At 35.3% G+C, this 19,007-nt stretch carries 13 protein-coding genes; 12 read left to right on the forward strand and 1 reads right to left on the reverse strand.

The window, feature by feature from the left end; all coding sequences use genetic code 11:
- The 11 genes from ftsA to ABJF08_RS09720 all read left to right on the forward strand — a co-directional run bounded on the left by ftsA (position 1) and on the right by ABJF08_RS09720 (position 17,140).
- Positions 1-1,341 carry a cell division protein FtsA gene (gene ftsA / locus ABJF08_RS09670; RefSeq protein WP_348115952.1) on the forward strand — a complete coding sequence of 447 codons (1,341 nt, stop codon included), beginning with the start codon at positions 1-3 and terminating at the stop codon, positions 1,339-1,341.
- A gap of 103 nt (positions 1,342-1,444) precedes the next feature.
- Entirely contained in the window at positions 1,445-3,463 is a 2,019-nt protein-coding gene (ftsZ, locus tag ABJF08_RS09675) for a cell division protein FtsZ (RefSeq protein WP_348115953.1), read from the forward strand.
- Between the two features lie 157 nt (positions 3,464-3,620).
- Positions 3,621-4,064, forward strand: a complete 444-nt coding sequence (locus ABJF08_RS09680; RefSeq protein ID WP_348115954.1) for a GatB/YqeY domain-containing protein — start codon at positions 3,621-3,623, stop codon at positions 4,062-4,064.
- Between the two features lie 200 nt (positions 4,065-4,264).
- Entirely contained in the window at positions 4,265-5,260 is a 996-nt protein-coding gene (locus tag ABJF08_RS09685) for a sugar kinase (RefSeq protein WP_348115955.1), read from the forward strand.
- Positions 5,260-5,916, forward strand: a complete 657-nt coding sequence (locus ABJF08_RS09690; RefSeq protein ID WP_348115956.1) for a bifunctional 4-hydroxy-2-oxoglutarate aldolase/2-dehydro-3-deoxy-phosphogluconate aldolase — start codon at positions 5,260-5,262, stop codon at positions 5,914-5,916. Before ABJF08_RS09685 ends, ABJF08_RS09690 begins: the two co-directional genes overlap by 1 nt.
- Before the next feature lie 130 nt (positions 5,917-6,046).
- Positions 6,047-6,766, forward strand: a complete 720-nt coding sequence (locus ABJF08_RS09695; RefSeq protein ID WP_348115957.1) for a FadR/GntR family transcriptional regulator — start codon at positions 6,047-6,049, stop codon at positions 6,764-6,766.
- Positions 6,767-6,935: 169 nt separating this feature from the next.
- Complete coding sequence (locus ABJF08_RS09700) at positions 6,936-10,082, forward strand: TonB-dependent receptor (protein WP_348115958.1); 3,147 nt, start codon at positions 6,936-6,938, stop codon at positions 10,080-10,082.
- An 11-nt stretch (positions 10,083-10,093) separates the two neighbouring features.
- Positions 10,094-11,578 (forward strand): RagB/SusD family nutrient uptake outer membrane protein, encoded by a 1,485-nt coding sequence (locus ABJF08_RS09705; RefSeq protein WP_348115959.1) that lies wholly within the window; start codon positions 10,094-10,096, stop codon positions 11,576-11,578.
- A complete protein-coding gene (locus tag ABJF08_RS09710) occupies positions 11,578-13,974 on the forward strand; it encodes a polysaccharide lyase 6 family protein (RefSeq protein WP_348115960.1) in 2,397 nt (798 codons plus the stop codon). Before ABJF08_RS09705 ends, ABJF08_RS09710 begins: the two co-directional genes overlap by 1 nt.
- A 19-nt stretch (positions 13,975-13,993) precedes the next feature.
- On the forward strand, positions 13,994-15,430 hold the full coding sequence (locus tag ABJF08_RS09715) for an IPT/TIG domain-containing protein (RefSeq protein ID WP_348115962.1): 1,437 nt from the start codon (positions 13,994-13,996) through the stop codon (positions 15,428-15,430).
- 165 nt (positions 15,431-15,595) lie between these two features.
- Positions 15,596-17,140, forward strand: coding sequence for a lamin tail domain-containing protein (locus ABJF08_RS09720; protein ID WP_348115963.1), 1,545 nt, complete (start codon positions 15,596-15,598; stop codon positions 17,138-17,140).
- Between the two features lie 235 nt (positions 17,141-17,375).
- Here the strand turns inward: ABJF08_RS09720 and ABJF08_RS09725 are convergent, their stop codons facing one another.
- Positions 17,376-17,591, reverse strand: a complete 216-nt coding sequence (locus tag ABJF08_RS09725; protein WP_348115964.1) for a hypothetical protein — start codon at positions 17,589-17,591, stop codon at positions 17,376-17,378.
- Between the two features lie 70 nt (positions 17,592-17,661).
- Between ABJF08_RS09725 and ABJF08_RS09730 the strand changes: the two genes are divergently transcribed.
- Positions 17,662-18,945 carry an acetylxylan esterase gene (locus tag ABJF08_RS09730; protein WP_348115965.1) on the forward strand — a complete coding sequence of 428 codons (1,284 nt, stop codon included), beginning with the start codon at positions 17,662-17,664 and terminating at the stop codon, positions 18,943-18,945.
- Positions 18,946-19,007: the final 62 nt, after the last annotated feature.

A 19,007-nucleotide genomic window follows, 5' to 3' on the forward strand; every position in this document is an offset into this window, starting at 1 on the left:
ATGGAACAACAAGAATATGCAGTAGGTCTGGATATAGGTACAACAAAGATTGTAGCTATGATAGGTCGCAAGAATGAATACGGCAAACTTGAGATTCTAGGTGTAGGTAAGTCAAAAAGTTTAGGAGTACATAGAGGTGTAGTGAATAACATTACACAAACCATAACGTCTATTCAGCAGGCAGTTAGTCAGGCCGAAGGTGTAAGTGGTATAAAAATAAATGATGTTACTGTAGGTATTGCTGGACAGCATATACGCAGCTTACAACACAGTGATTATATCACTCGTGGAGATAGTGAGACGGTAATTGATCAAGAGGATATTACAAAATTATGTAATCAGGTTCTAAAATTAGTTATGTTACCTGGTGAAGAGATTATACATGTTTTACCTCAAGAATATAAAATAGATGGGCAGTCTGATGTTAAAGAGCCTATCGGAATGTACGGCGGCCGTTTAGAAGCAAACTTTCATGTAGTTGTAGGTCAGGTAGCATCCATACGTAACATTTATCGTTGTGTTAAAAGTGCTAATTTGGGACTTAAAGCTATTACCTTAGAACCTCTTGCTAGTGCAGACGCTGTATTGAGTCAGGAAGAAAAAGAGGCTGGTGTTGCTCTTATCGATATAGGTGGTGGTACTACAGATCTTGCCATTTTTAAGGATGGTATCATACGTCATACAGCTGTAATTCCTCAAGGAGGTAATATTATTACTCAAGATATTAAAGAAGGTTGTTCGATTATTGAAAAGCAGGCAGAATTACTTAAAACTAAATTTGGTAGTGCATGGCCTGGCGAGAATAAAGAAAACGAAATAGTTTCCATTCCTGGATTAAGAGGTCGCGAGCCTAAAGAAATTACACTTAAAAATTTAAGTAAGATAATTCATGCTCGTGTCATTGAAATTTTAGAAACAGTTTTTGTTGAGATAAAAAACTACGGTCATGAAGAGCCTAAAAAGCAATTGATAGCCGGTGTGGTTTTAACAGGTGGTGGTAGCCAGTTAAAGCATATCAAGCAACTTGCAGAGTATGTAACAGGAATGCCTAGTAGAATAGGATATCCTAATGAGCACCTCGCAGGTGGTAGTGATACAGAAAACACAAGCCCGTTATTTGCAACTGCAGTAGGATTAGTAATGAAAGGACTAGAAGCACAACTAGAAGAAGTTGTTGAGGAAGAAGAAGAGGTTGAACCTGTAGTCGAGGTTGTTGAGGAGATAGTGGAAGAAGAGGAGGAAGTGGAAGAAGAAATCATTGCGCCTCAAGAGCCTAAAAGTAAAGGGATTTTTGATACTTGGGCGACTAAGTTTAAAGACTTCTTAGATAAAGCAGAATAGCTATCTATTGATAGTTAGTTTTGCAGATTGAAAAAAAAGAAAAGAAAAAGAAAAAATACCGTGGTGTTAGAGCCACAAGCTTAAACCATAAAGTAGCAATATTATGAGTGAAGAATTTAACAGCATCGCGTTTGATTTGCCTAAAAACAAATCTAATGTAATCAAAGTCATCGGTGTAGGTGGTGGAGGTAGCAACGCTATCAAGCACATGTACCAGCAAGGAATTAAAGGAGTGGATTTTGTAATCTGTAACACAGATTCTCAAGCACTAGATAATAGCCCTGTACCTAATAAAATACAGTTAGGGGTTACCTTAACAGAAGGTCTAGGTGCTGGGGCAAATCCTGAAGTAGGAGAGCATGCAGCAAAAGAAAGTATAGAAGACGTAAGAGCATTATTAGATAGTAATACTAAGATGGTTTTTATCACTGCAGGAATGGGTGGTGGTACCGGTACAGGTGCTGCGCCAGTTATTGCTCAAATTGCTCGTGATATGGACATTCTTACGGTAGGTATAGTAACTACGCCATTCCAATTTGAAGGAAAAGTACGTAACGAACAAGCGCAAAAAGGAATTGAAAAATTCCGTAAAAGTGTTGATTCTCTAATAATTATCAATAACAATAAACTGAGAGATGTGTATGGAAACCTAGGTTTCAAAGCAGGATTCTCAAAAGCAGATGAGGTACTTGCTACTGCCTCTCGCGGTATTGCTGAAGTTATTACAAATCACTATACTCAAAACATTGATTTACGTGATGCAAAGACAGTACTAGCAAATAGCGGTACAGCTATTATGGGTAGTGCTCAGTCTACTGGTTCTAATCGTGCTCAAGAAGGAATACTTAAAGCATTAGATTCTCCACTTTTAAATGATAATAAAATATCTGGAGCAAAGAATGTATTGCTATTAATAGTCTCTGGAACAGAAGAGATTACTATAGATGAGATAGGAGAAGTTAACGAGCATATTCAGAATGAAGCCGGTGGTGTGGCAAACATTATCATGGGTGTAGGTGAAGATGAAGCTCTAGGAGACGCTATTTCTATAACAGTTATTGCAACCGGATTTGATTTTGAGCAACAAAATGAAATCTCAAATACAGAAGCAAAAAGAATTATTCATACACTGGAAGAGGAGCAACGAGCAACGGCTATTCTAGACGAGGCAAACAGCGATGTTGTTGCAGGTGAACTTATCATGGATCTTGAAGAAGTTGTGGATGAGGATATCGCTTTCGCGGAAGCGGAACCAGAACCAATTCCTGTGCCAGTAGAGCCTGAAAAACCTTTAGTTATCGTTCATGAATTAGGTGAAGAAGAGCCAGAAGAAGTGGCTATTCCAGTTGTGGAAGAAAATGTTTTGATTCCTACTACTGAATTCATAAGTAACTTAAATGTGGTTTATGAAGAAGTGTTAGATCAAACTCAAAATTTTGTAATCAAAGAAGTTTCTACAGAAAAGGAAGAGATAAAAGAACAGGCTGTAATTAAAGAGGAAGTAAAAGAAGAAGATGAAGATCAGTTCTTTTTAGATTTTGATATGCCATTATCTGCTCAATTAAAAGAAGAAGAGCAAACGCCTCCAGCACCGAAGTACCATCAATTAGAAGATATTGAAGTTAACGAGCCGATTAATGTGGTGCCTGTTAATGATGATACTAAAGAAGGTGTTACAGTTTATTCTCTAGAAGACTATGCGGAAGAAGAAGAGCGTTTAAATAATGCAAAGCCGCAACATAAGATTGAAGAAAAAGAAGTGGTTACAGAGTCGGAGCCAGAGATTAAAATTGTAACTAAACCTGCTCCAGTAACACCTCAAGAAACAAAAACTGTAACAATTGATGAAGAAGTAGACCCTACCGATTTACCGCTTAATGAGGTTTTAGTACAAAGAGCAGAAGAGCGTAAACGAAAAATGCATGCTTATAATTATAAATTTAAAAATTCACATAGACTGGATGAGATAGAAAAGCAACCAGCATATTTAAGACAAGGTGTTGAGTTGGATAAATTACCTAAAGAAGGAGAAAGGTCTAGAACCACTCTTTCTACAGATGAGAATAATGAAATCCAATTAAGATCTAACAACAATTCTTTTCTACATGATAATGTAGACTAGAAGCATTTTCCCCTAAATGCACATAGCCCAAATACTGTAATGGTATTTGGGTTTTTTTATGCAATTCAAATTCGTATTTTTGAAAGGTATAAAGAGATATATAAAACATTATCGTTGTGATGGTTTAAATGTACAGCGGTGAATAGATGATAAAATTATGAGTTTAGAAAAAGATATAATGGCAGCTATGAAAGAAGCCATGAAAGCAAAAGATCAAGTTGCACTAGCGTCTTTAAGAGCGGTAAAAAGTGAGTTGTTATTATCAAAGACATCTGGAGGTGGAGAATTAACTGAAGAGGACGAAATCAAAATTGTCCAAAAACTAGTAAAGCAACGCAAGGATAGTGCTCGTATATTTTCTGAACAAAATAGAGAAGACCTTTCTGAGCCAGAACTAGCTCAAGCGGCTGTTTTAGAAAAATTCTTGCCAGAACAACTAAGTGAAGAAGATGTTGCTGCCATAGTCAAAGAAATTATTTCTAAGACTGGAGCGACCAGTATGAAAGATATGGGTAAAGTAATGGGTATGGCAAACAAAGAACTTGCTGGTAAAGCAGATGGCAGGACTATAAGCACTGTTGTGAAAGCACAACTTACATAACCTATTTAAAATTATTTTGTAAAAAAGGCTGCAATCTCTTGCAGCCTTTTTTTTGTGTAAATTTCTGTAATTGCTTGTATTAATAGGTGATTAAGACGCATTGTTGATAGAGAAAATTATACTCATTAGGTACAGGATTGTATAATTATTGCACAAATCTATTGATATGCCTTAAGTTTGTGCCTCAACTAAAAGAAATTATGTCACAAAAAGTAGTAACTCTAGGTGAGGTTTTGATGAGATTAACCGTGCCTAATAATAAAAGATTATTTCAAACTGTAAATTTTGATGTGACCTTTGGTGGTTCAGAGGCTAACGTAGGTGTTTCTCTTGCGCATTTTGGATTAAAAGCTACACACATAACCGCTTTACCTCATAATGATTTAGGAGAGCGCGTTTCTCGTTTTCTAAAATTAAATGGTGTAAGTAATAAAGGAGTGGTCCGTAAAGAAGGGCGTTTAGGTATCTATTATTTAGAATCTGGCGCAATGCAAAGACCTTCTAGGATAGTTTATGACCGTTTTGATACCACTTTTGGAGATCTAGATGAGTCAGAAGTAAATTGGGATGTTGTTTTTAAAGGTGCTGACTGGTTTCATTACAGTGGTATTACACCAGCTATTTCTCAAAAAGCTGCAGATGTTACTCTTCGTGCTTTAAAAGAAGCTCGTAAAAGAGGTATTACAACTAGTGGAGATATCAATTATCGTAGAAATTTATGGCAATATGGTAAACAACCATTAGATGTCATGCCAGGTCTTGTAGAACTTACAGATGTGGTAGTAGGAGGACGTGTTGATTTAGAAAACTGTTTAGGTATAGTAAACGAAGACTGGCAAACCAATTGTGAAATGGTTCAAGAGAAATATCCTCACATTAAAGTTTTTTCTAAAACCATACGTAATGCAATGTCTGCTTCTAGAAATGAACTTACAGCAGTGATGTATAAAGATGGAAAGATGTTTACATCTAAGACTTATGAAATGAAAAATATCGTGGACCGCATAGGTGGTGGAGATGCATTTATGGCAGGTCTAATATATGGACTATTAAATCTAGACGAACAACATACTGTAGAGTTTGCAATAGCAGCCTCTGTTTTAAAACATAGTACAATAGGTGATGTGAACTTAAGCAGTAAAGAAGAAGTAGAAGAACTAGTTAGTGGTAATAGTGTAGGAAGACTTTTAAGATAATGGATACTAAGAATTTTATAAAACTCACAAAAGATCATAAAATAGTGCCTGTTTTTTTTAACGAAAACAGTGATGTTGTGATCAAAACGATACAAGCCTCTTATAATGGAGGAGTTAGAATTTTTGAATTTGTAAATCGTGGTACAAATGGCTTAGAAACTTTTAAAAAAGTTTCTAAGCATTTTTCTGATTTAACTGATTTAATTCTAGGTGTAGGAACTATCTATGATTCTCAAACAGCTCAAACATTTATCGAGAGTGGTGCACAATTTATTGTTTCGCCTGGTCTTGTTATTGAACTAGGTGAGTACTGTAAGGAGAATAATGTTGCCTACATTCCTGGTGTAGCTACTATTACAGAAACGATCACTGCTATGCATTTAGGTTGTGAGATGATTAAGATATTTCCAGCAAATGTTATTGGTTCCGCTTTCGCGAAAGCGGTAAAATCAGTTATGCCTCACTTAGCAATTATGCCTACTGGTGGTGTAGAGCCTACTAGCGACTCTATGGGAGAATGGTTTAAGGCAGGAGTAAATTGTGTAGGTATGGGAAGTCAGCTTTTTGATAAACAAAAAATAAGTAGCGGCGACTTCGAAGGATTAGAGAAAGATATATCAATCGCGGTAGAAGTTGCGAAAACAATAAATAAGTAGCCTTTTATTGACAAATGTTCATCTAAAAATGCAAATATTACTAAATCTAAAAATTTTTGGCTTAGAATATTTGCATATCTCTAACTATTCACTTTAATTTGGGCAACCAGATTGGTAAACCAATTTTTGAATGCTAGAACACGGTCTACAACTTGTAAATTTAACAACTGACAACGATAACGATGTAGATCGCGACGTTGAGGTTATGAATAAAATAAAAGCACTAATTGAAAAACATCAATTAGAGGCTGGAGATAAGTTGCCGTCAGAAAGAAAGCTTTCTGAAAAACTTAGTGTTTCACGTAATCAGATACGTGCAGCTATTCAAAAGTTAGAGTTTTATGGTATTATTAAAACAATGCCTCAAAGTGGTTCTGTAATAACAGGTATAGGAATGCCATCTATCAATAGTATGATGACAGATATTCTAGACCTAGAGTTACCTGATTTTAGATCTTTAGTAGAAACAAGAGTAATTTTAGAGACGCAAGCTATAAAACTAGCAGCGGTTAGACATAGTGAAGAGTCTTTAAAAGGGTTAGAAGAAGCTCAGTTAGATTTTCAAGAGAAAATACTTAATGGAGAACCTTCTGTGATTGAAGATTTGAAGTTTCATCTTGCTATAGTTAAATGTAGTGAGAATACAGTATTATATGGACTTATGAAAATTATTGTTCCAGGTATTATCGGTCACTTTAATAAGGAGCATATATGTGATAGATCTGAGGCTGTGAAATTGAATAAAGAACACAATGCTATTTTAAAAGGTATAAAAAATAAAAATCCAGAAGAAGCTTTAAAAGCAATGGAGATTCATTTTACTGCCTTGAGGGAATACATTAAAAAATAAAAAAGCACGAGCTGCCACTCATGCTTTTCTGAAAATTAAAATAATCAACAAAAAGAGTAAGACTCTTTAATAGCGAAATTAACAATTTAGGCGCATTCTTTATAAGAATGTTGAACCTATTTTGTTGATTTTAAGTTAAAGTGTCTTAACAAATATTTTAAAAATGAATATGAGAAAGATACTTTTTATTTTCTGCTTACTTTGTTTACCCACTATATCGATTGCGCAAAGTGGTAAGGAAGTCACTGGTACTGTGACGTCTGGAGCAGATTTAGAGTCTATTTTAGGCGCTACTGTCCAAATTTTAAATACCAATAGAGCTGCTGTTACAGATTTAGATGGTAAATTTAAAATTATGGCAAATCCAGAAGATGTTCTGGTTATTAGTTCTTTGGGTTTTAAAACCCAAAATATAATTGTAGGTGATAAAACTACATTTGAAATCATCATGCAAGAAGATGAAGAAACCTTAGATGAAGTAATAGTAGTTGCTTACGGTAAGTCGTCAAGAAGTAATCTTACTAACTCTGTTAGTCAGCTCAAAAATGAAAACCTTGATGAATTAACTTACTCAGGTGTAGGTGACGCTTTAAAAGGTAAGTTGGCAGGTGTGCAAATTAAAAATACATCAGGTCAGGTAGGTGACGCTCCAGAGATTAGTATTCGTGGTTTATCTTCAATTACAGCTAGTGGTACACCGTTAATAGTGGTAGATGGTTTCCCTATTGCAGATGCGTTAGAATTTATAAATCCTAGTTCTATTAAATCTATTGAGGTTCTTAAAGATGCTAGTTCTGCTGCTCTTTACGGTTCTCGTGGTGCAAATGGTGTTATTTTAGTTACTACTAAAGATGGAGACGGTGAGCCTAAGTTTAGCTTTAAAGCATTTACAGGTGTAAAATCTGTGTTAAGATTGCCTGAGATTTTAAACACAACTGAGTTTACTGAATTAACAAGAAATGAAAGACAGATTGCAGAAAATGCAACTGCATTGAGTGAAGGTCGTGACCCAGCTTCAATTGGTTTTACTAATTTAGAACTTGCTCGTCGTATTATTGCTCAGGGAACAAGTGGAAGTACAGACGGTACAGACTGGCTAGAAGAGGCTAAGGCTGATGATGTAACCATCCAGAATTATCAATTTGATGTAGGTGGAGGTAGTCGTTTAACAAAATACTATTTCTCTGGACAGTATATACAAGATGAAGGATTAGTAAAAGGTATGGATTATAAAGCGTTAAATCTTCAAGCGCGTTTTAATACTAAATTAAATGATAATGTGAAGTTAGGAGTTAACTTTAGACCATCTTATTCAAGACAGCAACGTACTGCATTAGATTTTTCAAATTTTTCTAGAAATTATAATTTCTTTGCTCCTTATCACAATGAGTTCAGTAGCAATTTAACAGGACAGCCTGTCGGTAGTTATGCACATCCTAGACATTTTACAAACTTAGATTTAAGTTATGTAGATGACGAAGGTCAACAACAAGATTTTACACAATCTAGTATTTGGGGTTCTAGTAATAACAATCCATTATCTAGATTATTAGAAGATAAAAGAGTACGATATGAATACCGTTTTGTTGCAGATGGTAAATTAGATTGGAAAATAGCAAAGAATTTTAATTACCAAGGTAGAGTAGGTGCTTATTTCAGATTAAGAGTTGATGAGCGCTTTAGAACATCTGAAGGTAATAGTAATGGGCAGTCTTTTGGTGAAGATGTAAATAGTATAAGAAACCGTGTAGTAACTGAACATACATTTGATTATAACTACAAAACTGGTGATCATAATTTTGACTTTTTAGCTGGTGGTACTTATGAGTATACTTTCTTAAAAACTTCAAGTATTTTGGGTAACAATTTCCCGACAGACTTTATTGAAACTATTAATGCAGCTACTATTATTGATGCAAATGATACGTTTACTCTTAAAGAAGAGATAGGTTTACTTTCTGGTCTTGCTCGTGTGAATTATAATTATGATAACAAGTATTTAATTTCTGTTGCTGCGAGAGCAGATGGTAGTTCTTTATTCGGTCCTGAAAATAGATATGGCTTCTTCCCTTCAGCTAGTGCGGGATGGAACATTCATAACGAAGAGTTTTTCAATGAAAAGGTTCCTTTCTTCAATCAACTGAAAATGAGAGCGAGTTATGGTGTTGTAGGTAATAATAACATTGACAATTATTCATTTACTAACTTGTTATTCCCTTCTAATTATTCATTAGGTGATGGTCCTGGAGCTATTGTTTCTGGTCTTGCAGAAAGTGGAAACACTCTTGCTAATAGAAGTATCAGTTGGGAGCAAACAGATTCTTATGATTTAGGTATCGATGCAGCTATCTTAGATAAAAGAGTAAGATTTACTGCAGATTATTATTATTCGATCACAAAGGATTTATTACTTAATCAAAATGTTTCTTATGCGACTGGTCATGATAATTTCATAAATAACGTTGGTAAAATTCAAAATCAAGGTATTGAATTTGCAGTTTCTACTGATTTTGATTTTGGTGATCTTAACTGGGTATTCTCAGGTAACATCAGTTCTAATCAAAATAAATTAATTTCTCTAGGTGGAGAAGAGCAATTTATCAATAATGGAGAAAGAGAAGATCAATACATATCTAGAGTAGGTGAAGAAGCTATTCAGTTTTATGGGTACCAATCTATAGGTGTATGGCAAAGTCAAGCAGAGATTGATGCAAATCCTAGTTCTGCAGAAGACGCGCCAGGAGGAATAAGAGTAGCAGATATTAATGGAGATGGTGTTATAACAACTGCAGATAGAACTACTTTAGGAAGTCCTTTCCCAGACTTTACTTGGGGTGTATCTAACACTTTTAAGTATAAAGGGTTTGACCTTTACTTCTTGTTACAAGGTAGCCATGGAGCTGAGGTGTTTTATGGTGATGGATTCTATATTGAAACTAGAGCATTACATGCAGATTTCTTAGAAGATCGTTGGGTACATGCAGACGTTCCAGCTAGTCAGCCTACTGGGCGTGTAGGTCGTGAGTGGACAGCAACAGATCAGTTAATCCAAGATGCTAGTTATGTAGCATTAAGAGAAGCTGTTTTAGGTTACACTTTTACAGATAAAGTTACAGAGTCTATGGGTATTGAATCCTTTAGAATCTTTGCTTCGGCACAAAACTTATTTTACATTTTTGCTGATGATTATTATGGTAATAACCCTGAAGAAGTACGTACGTCAGGACAGTATGCTTCTCCTTTAGTTTCTGGATACCAGAGAGGTGCTGACCCATTAAGCAGACAGTTTGCAGTAGGAATTGATATTACATTTTAAAAAGTAGCATGATGAAGACATATATTTATAAAATAGCAGCCTTAATAGTAATTGCAACTGCATTACACTCATGTGAGGACGCCATAGATTTAGAACCTATATCAGACATAGGTGCTGATGGTTTTTATGCCAATGCAGATCAAGTAAACCTTGGAATAATTGGAGCTTATAACTCTTTGCAAGACAAACAATTTGATGAATGGGTGGTCACAGAGTTGCGTAGTGATAACACTCAATTAAGTTTTGATAATTCACAAAATGCAAACGTACCTTACCGTCAGTTAGACCAATTCGTTTCTAACCCATTAAATGAATTTACTTCTAGCTACTGGAGAGCATCTTATAAAACGATAGGTTTAAGTAACCACGTAATTGAAGCGATAGATGTAGTAGAAGATGCAACCCTTGCAGCACAGTATGAAGGAGAGGCTAGATTTTTAAGAGGTCACTCTTTATTTAATTTAGTTAGGTTATACGGAGGTGTATTTATAATTACAGAAACAGTTGACGCTTCTCAGGCTAGAAACTTAGAGCGTAAAAGTATTGAAGAGGCTTATTCAGTTATTATAGAAGACCTAGAGTTTGCTTACAACAATTTACCGGACAGTTATGGATCTGATCAGGCAGGTAGAGCAACAAAATGGGCCGCAGGTTTAGAATTAGGGAAAGCGTTACTAACATTAGGAACTAGTGATAGTAAAGTAAGAGCAGAAACTGTTTTACGTGATGTTGTTTCTTCTAGTGGTGGACGTTTGTTAGATAACTATGAAGATGTATTTGATACCAATAATGAGATGAATGACGAGATATTTTTTGCAGTTCGTTATCAATCAGGTCTAGTAGGTTTAGGTGCACCATTTGCAAATTTATTCTCACCTAGAGCAAGTGAAAATGCGGTTGTATTCGGTGGTGGAGATGAGTTTAACGTTCCTACAGAAGGTATGGAATCTCTTTATGCTGCAAATGATCCTAGAGCTGGTGTTAACTTTTCAACTTCATGGGTTGATAATGTTGGTAATACAAATTTTGAACGTTTCATCAGTAAATATAATTCTGACTTCGGTAATGTAGATGACGCTCCTAACGACTGGGTAATTAGCCGCTATGCAGATGCTGTTTTACTTCTTGCTGAAACAATCAATGAAAATTCAGGTCCAACTACAGAAGCTGTAGATTTATTAAACCTTGTGAAAAACAGAGCAAATCAACCTGACGCTGTTGCAACAGATGTGGATACGTTCTTTGAATTTAAGTTAGCGCTAGAAGAGGAAAGACGTAAAGAATTTGCATTTGAAAATCACAGATGGTTTGACTTAGTTCGTAATAATAGAGCTGTTACTGTAATGAATAATCACTTTGCAACAGATTTTCAATACAATGATCCAGACGCACCATTTTTCAATACTGCGCCTATTCAACAGTTTCAGACGTTGCTTCCTATCCCTCAGTATGAGATTGATTTAAACCCATCAGTAGCACAAAACGTAGGTTATTAATGAAGATTAGAGTTAACATAATCATATGGTTTGTTATGTGTTTCGCTTTCGCGAAAGCGCAAAATATATCAGTAGATAATTCTCAATCTCTTAATGCGGCTATCAAAAAAGCTATGCCAGGTGATACTATTATCATGGCAGATCAAGAATGGCGTGATATAGACATCAAGTTTAAATCTAATGGTACTGCTGATAAACCAGTTGTTCTTAGAGCCCAAACACCTGGTAAAGTAATATTAACAGGTAGCTCTTCATTGAGAATAGGAGGAGATTATCTAGAGGTTCATGGATTATGGTTTGATGGAGGAGATACCGGAAAGAATAATGTTATCAGATTTGAGGCAGACTCAGATACACCTGCGAGATATAGTAGACTGACTAATTGTGCCGTAATAAGTGTAGGTCCAGATCAAAGAGATATTACTTCTTATTATGTAGCATTACATGGTAAAAATAATAGAGTAGATCATTGCGCCTTTTTAGGTAAAACTAATAAAGGTCCTACTGTAGCTGTTAGACTTAAAAATGGTGCTGATAATCAACATAGGATAGACCATAATTATTTTGGTGAGCGCATACCGTTAGGATTTAATGGTGGTGAGACTATACGTATAGGTACCTCTACTTACTCGATGGATTCTTCTCGCACTATAGTAGAGAATAACTTTTTTGAAAAGTGTAATGGTGAAATAGAAATTATCTCTATTAAATCTGGGAATAACATTGTACGTAATAATTTAATTCTTGAGAGTGAAGGGACTATTACTTTACGTCATGGTAATAATAATTTAATTGATGGTAACGTCATTATAGGTAACAATGTAGCTAAGTCAGGTGGTATTAGAATGATTAATAAAGGTAACATTGTTCAGAATAACATCTTGATCGGAATAAAAGGAAAGGAATATCGAGCACCTTTAGTTATTATGAATGGAATTCCTAATACCGAGTTGAATGGCTACCATCAGGTAGAAAACGGTATTATTCAAAATAATACCATCATTAACTCTACACCAGTTGCACTAGCTATTAATTCCAGAAAAGGAGCTGATGCTGCACCACTGAATACTAAGTTTTTAAACAATCTTTTTTATAGTGATGATAGAACCTTAGTTGCAGCTGCCTTTGGAGATGTAACTGGTATTTATATGGATGGTAATGTTGCAAGTGCGTCTGTTATTCAAGATTTTAAAGGAGTAAAGACAGTTGATTTCAAAATGGCTGCGGCAAATGGTATCGCGGTGCCGATTAGAGAATTTGATTCATTACTTGTAGGAGTAAAAACCAAACCTAAAGTACGTGTTGACGCTACTGGAACTCTTAGATCTAATTTAAGAGCTGGTGCTGTTGTACCAGGTAATTTTAAGCCACCTTTAGCCTTGGTGTCTGAAGCTGGTGTAAGTTTTATCAGTATAGCAGAGATGAGAGCTATTGCTGAGAAGGTATCTGAAGTGGTGGTTAAAGTCGCTCCAGGAGAACGTACGCTAGAAAAAGCTATTAAAAACACAATAGGTCCCACTACAATTATTCTTGAAGAAGGTATTTACTCTCTTTCTAAAGGGAATAAAATCGCCAATGAGATTACAATTAAAGGTGCAGGGATGGATAAAACATTTATTAAGGTAGCCGAAAATTTAGAGAAAACACCTCAGTATATTTTTAGAATGGATGGTTCAAACTCATTGACTGTTCAAGATTTAAGTATCGACGGTAATAACGAAGGTAACGATGCTGTGAAGTATGCGTTTACTTCTCCTAATAATGCTACTATTCAAACTTATAACCTTTTTGTTCATAATGTAAGGTTGGACAATTTTAATAATTCTGACGGAGGCGCTATCTATAAAGCTTATAAAGGTACTAAGGCAGATACCATCTCATTCTCAAATACGCATATTAAGAATGCTTTCAGAGGCTTTAATCTTTCTTATGAAAAGGGAGCCGAGGGTAAGTACAATGCAGAGAATATAATAGTTTTCAATTCTTCATTTACAGATATAGAGCAGTTTGCAATTAACTATTCTAGAAAAGGTAAAGAATTGGGGACAGCCGGTGGTAATCTTTCAATTGATCATTGTGTTTTTTATAGAGTAGATGATTCTGAAAAAGGTAGAATTATAAAAGTACAAGGAATAGAAAAAGTTAGTATTAAGAATTCAATAATTGATAATTCTAGAAATACTGAAAGTATCATCCAATTAAAAGGAGCTAACCAAAAAATTGATAATTGTGTTATTTATAATAGCGGTAAAGTGAAAATCACGGGAGGCGCTTCAGATAATAATATATTAAGAACTAACCCTAAGTGGGATAGTGTAGAGTCTTTCTCATTAAAAAGTAATTCTGAGCTTTTAAATGCAGGAACAGATCAAAAGAATATCGGATTAATTAAATAGGAAATTAAAAATTCAAATCATGAAAAACATATACAAATTACTTGTTGTTTTGACCATATTTGCTGGAGTGTTTATTGCTTGTGATGCAGATGTGGAGATAGACCAAACAGTAGAGGAGATCCAGTCGGCACAGCCTACTATTACATCCTTTTCACCAGGTACAGCTGCAGTAAACTCTATAGTTACTGTAGAAGGTACATTTTTGAACTTTGCTACAGAAGCTTATATCAATGATGTTGAAGCAGTTATTACATCAAGAATAACAGGTGAAACATTACAAATTCAAGTGCCTAATAATGCTACGAGTGGAGTGATCAAGATCGTAACAGAGCAAGGTAAAGAAGCTGAAAGTGCAGATGGTTTAACAGTTACTTATCCTGTTCCTGCCGTGACTAATACGTTACCTGCGGCCGGCGATGTAAATTCTGTTATTAATTTAACAGGTACAGATCTAGCTGGTGTTACTGAAGTTTCTTTTGGAGGTACTCCTGCTGTGATTGAGTTTCAAGAAGATCAAGCGTTAGTAGTTCGTGTTCCTAATAATGTAGGTCTTGTAGACGTAGCTATCAATTATTTATCTGCTACAGGTCCGGAATCAACTGTAATAGCGACTGGATTTGAAGTTATTCTTCCACAGCCTACTATAGGTGGTTTTCCATCTGTGTTAACTCGTGATAATGAGGTAATCGTTACTGGTCAAGATATGAATCTAATTACAGATGGTGATGTGAATGGTACTAATGTAGTTTTTACAACACAAACACCTACTGAAGTAAGATTTAATGTACCTAGTAATATCGTTACTGGATTTGTCGATGTTAACCTTAACTTTCAAGGTGGTGGTACTATAGCACAAACAGGTTTGCCATACATTAATGGTCAGTTTGAGCAATTATATGAATTTGATTCAGATCCTACTTCGGTTTTTGCAATTGATGCTTCTAAAGATCCTTTAGCTGTTGTTTCTGTAAATGGTAATGTCTCTCAGCCACCATTTCCAGGTAACAATTACTATGCACTAGAGATGAATACATCTACTAGTTCTACAGTAGGTAGAGCAAAAATTCACGATACCACAACTAGCGCAACATTTAATAATATTCTAGACGCTGGTAACTACGGTGATAATCCAGTACTACACTTCTGGATGAATACTGAAGATACTGAGATGGCATTTAAAATATACCTAGGTGGTACAGGTTCGGCTAATAGACGTAGTTTACAAGGAGCTGAAGCAAATACAGGTAATAACTGGAAACTTCATGCGGTAAGACTTAATGGATTTATTCCTAACCAGTCTAGTGTAGCTAATGTATTTGAATTAAGAATTACACCAGGTAGTAGTAGTGCAGCAGTACCAGCTTATTTTAATTTTGATTGGTTAATTGTTACTGATAGAGTTCTTACTGAATTTGGTGCAGTAGATGTAACGGATGACTTTAGACCAGCAGGATAGATTCAGGTTTATTACACAAAAGATTTTTTTTAAATCAAAATATATATAGTAAAAGCGGTATTGCCTTAAAATGCCGCTTTAAGTAAAACATGATTATTACTCTACTCGGTTAACACTGTAAGCTATACTATTTTGGTGTCATTTTAATTTAATCCATATTTATTTATGAAAACAAAATTACCTTTAATAGCTATGCTTTTTGGAATGTTTGCTTTTGCGCAACTTCCAGGAGATATCATTGTTTCAGAGATCATGATCGATCCTAACGGTGATGAGAGAGTAAGAGAATGGTTTGAAGTTTACAACACAACTTCTTCTGCCATTGATATGAATGGATGGACCATTTTGGATAAATCCAGTAATGGTAGAGCTCACGTTATCACTTCTGCTACACCAGTTATGGTTCCAGCTGGAGAGTATGCTGTATTAGCAAATAGTACAGATGTATTATTAAATGGTGGTATGACTGCTGCCACTAATAATATCATATACGTATACAGTTATAATAGTCCAATAGGTGGAACGCCAACTCCAGGTGCTGGTACCGACTGGCCTACTTGGAATAATGAAACTACATATTCTGGTGGATCTACAAATGACGATGGTATCGGACTAGAAACAGCGTCAGGAGTTTTGATAGATGAAATTCTTTACGGTTTTGGATATGCAGGACTTAATGCATGGCCAGCACAAGGTGCTCCACAGTTTACAAGTTACCAGTTAGACGCCTCTACACTAGATAGTGCTTCTAATGATGTTGCTGCAAACTGGTTAGAAAGCACTGCTTCTTATGGTACCGATGGAGCTGTAGGTACACCTGGATTAGCTAATTTCTCTGCAGGCGGTACTGCAGCAATTGGTGCAGGTGATATTGTTATTACAGAAATGATGATAGACCCTGATGGAACAGAAGCAAATACAGAATGGTTTGAAGTTTATAATACTACTTCTAATCCTATTGATATGATGGGATGGACTATAGGAGATGATTCTTCTGGTAGTCGTATTCATGAAATAACATCTTCTGTAATTGTTGCGCCAGGTGCTTATGCTGTGTTTGCTCCTACTGCAGATGCTACACTTAATGACGGAATTACTAACGTAGCTTATGCATATGGTTTCAATTCACCAGTAGGCGGTCCAATAGATTTAACTGGTACTAATTTCCCTAGGTTTAATAATGAATCTTCTTTTAACGATTCAGATCAAACAGATAATGAGACTGACGGTATCATTCTTAGCTCTGATACTGGTCTTTTGATTGATGAGGCAATTTATGATTATGGTTATGGTACAGCGCCTATAGGATGGCCTGCTCAAGGTACTTCTGGTGGTGCTAGTTGGGAATCAAATACATTTGATAATGTTGCAAATGATATGCCTTCTGCATGGGATAGAGCTACCGCTACTTATGGTAGTAGAAGCACTTTACAGCAAGGTACTCCTGGGGTAAGAAACACATTAAGTGTGTCTTCAGCTACTTTAGGTACTATTAAATTATACCCTAATCCTTCTCAAGATTTTATTTCTATTACTATGGATAATGGTCAGTGGGATACTTTACAAGTTTATAATGTAACTGGTCAGGTTGTAATGAATGTTACTAATTATACAGAAAGAGTAAACGTTACTTCTTTAAATACAGGTACATATTTTGTAAAAGTTAATGCAATACAAGGATCTGAAACTATACAGTTTTTAGTGAAATAAAGTTCAAGTAAATAGTGATAATAATCACAGCCTTATCTTTACTTTTTAAGTGAGATAAGGCTGTTTTTATTTTTAAGATTACTAGATAGGTCTTAATGATGTTTTAAATTTCAATAGCAAGCGGTAGTATATATTAGAAATTCATAAATTTTTATAATGAAATGGCAATGTAAAATAGTATGCTAATAACTTTTATACGATGTGATACTATTGAAATATAAACATTGGATATTTGTTATGTTCTGAGTAATTGATGGTGTAGGTTCAGAACCCTATTTTGTACAGGAGATAGTTGAGGAAAGAGATAATTATTTGGAGAAGAAGTAGTTTGAAAATTACGCTTTCGCGAAAGCGAGATATCTACATACTTCATATCTATATTACTTACTGTTTGTGTAGTTAGATGATACCATGTTCTCACATCGTAAGAGTGGTTTAGTAGAGGACTCAATGTGCTCAACAAATAGGTTGTTGAAAGTGAAATGGGATGATTTTATTATAACAAGTTTGAAATTAAAAACATGAAGAATTATATTATACTAGTACTATTAATGTCAGGTCTATCTGGAATATGTCAGTCACAAAAGGAAGACCTTATTAGAATTCTAGTCGCTCCGGTAAGTGATAGTTATGAATATGAAGTAGGTGAAAGAGCAGACTTTGAGATCTCTATTTTTAAATATGGAAAATTAGTTAAAGGAGCAAAGATCGATTATACTATCGCTGAAGAACAAATGAAACCTACCGTTAATTCTAGCATTACACTTAAAACAGGTCATGGGATTATAGAAGGAATTAAAATGGATCAACCTGGTTTTTTAAGGCTAACGGTAAATTATAAGGAAGGTGGTAAAACTTTTTCTAATACTGCTACTGCAGGAATAGATGTCGATAAGATCAAGACTTTTACTCAAATGCCAGCAGATTTTGATTCCTTTTGGAAAAAAGCGATACGACAGGCTCGTAAAATAGAACTGAATCCTCAGTATACAAGACTTCCAGAACAGGATACAGATAAAAACCTTGCTTACCATATAAGGTTTAATCACGGTAAGAAGTCCTACATATATGGAATTTTAATGGTGCCTAAAAAAGAAGGTGTTTATCCAGCTGTGTTAACTGTTCCAGGTGCTGGAGTGCGTTCTTATCAAGGTACTAATAAGAGCGATGATGTTGTGTCTTTACAAATAGGTATTCATGGTATACCAGTTAACTTATATGACAGTGATATTTATGCTAACCTTGATAAAGGAGCTTTATATAAATATTATTGGAATAGAATGGATGACCGCGACGCGTATTATTACAAGCGTGTATATACCGCTTGTGTCAGAGCGATAGATTTTATACATACGATTGATAAATTTGATGGTGATAACCTAGCAGTAATGGGTGGATCTCAAGGTGGAGCGCTTACTATAATGACAGCCGCTCTAGATGATAGGGTAGATGCTATTGCAGCATTTTATCCAGCACTATCAGACCTAGATGGTTTTAATAATGGACGTGCAGGTGGCTGGCCTAGAATCTTTGAAAGAGGATTTGATTTTACTGAAGAAAAAAGAACAGTAGCTCGATACTATGATATTGTAAACTTTGCCAGAAATCTTAAAACACCTGGTTATTATGCTTATGGCTATAATGATAATATAGTTCCTGCCAGTTCTGTTACCGCTATGTTACAGGAGATAAAAGCAAAGAAAACGATAGAGGTCGCATATGACGCTGCCCACTGGATGTATCCTGAAGTACAACAACAGGGTAAAAGATGGTTGTTCAAAAAAATTAAAGTATCTGGATATTAATGCTCAGCCTATATTAGATAATTTGAATTGGATAAGACAGGGGTTGCTCTGTTTATCTTAAG

Origin of the sequence: Nonlabens sp. (assembly GCF_039941875.1) — a bacterium.
Taxonomy (GTDB): Bacteria; Bacteroidota; Bacteroidia; order Flavobacteriales; family Flavobacteriaceae; genus Nonlabens.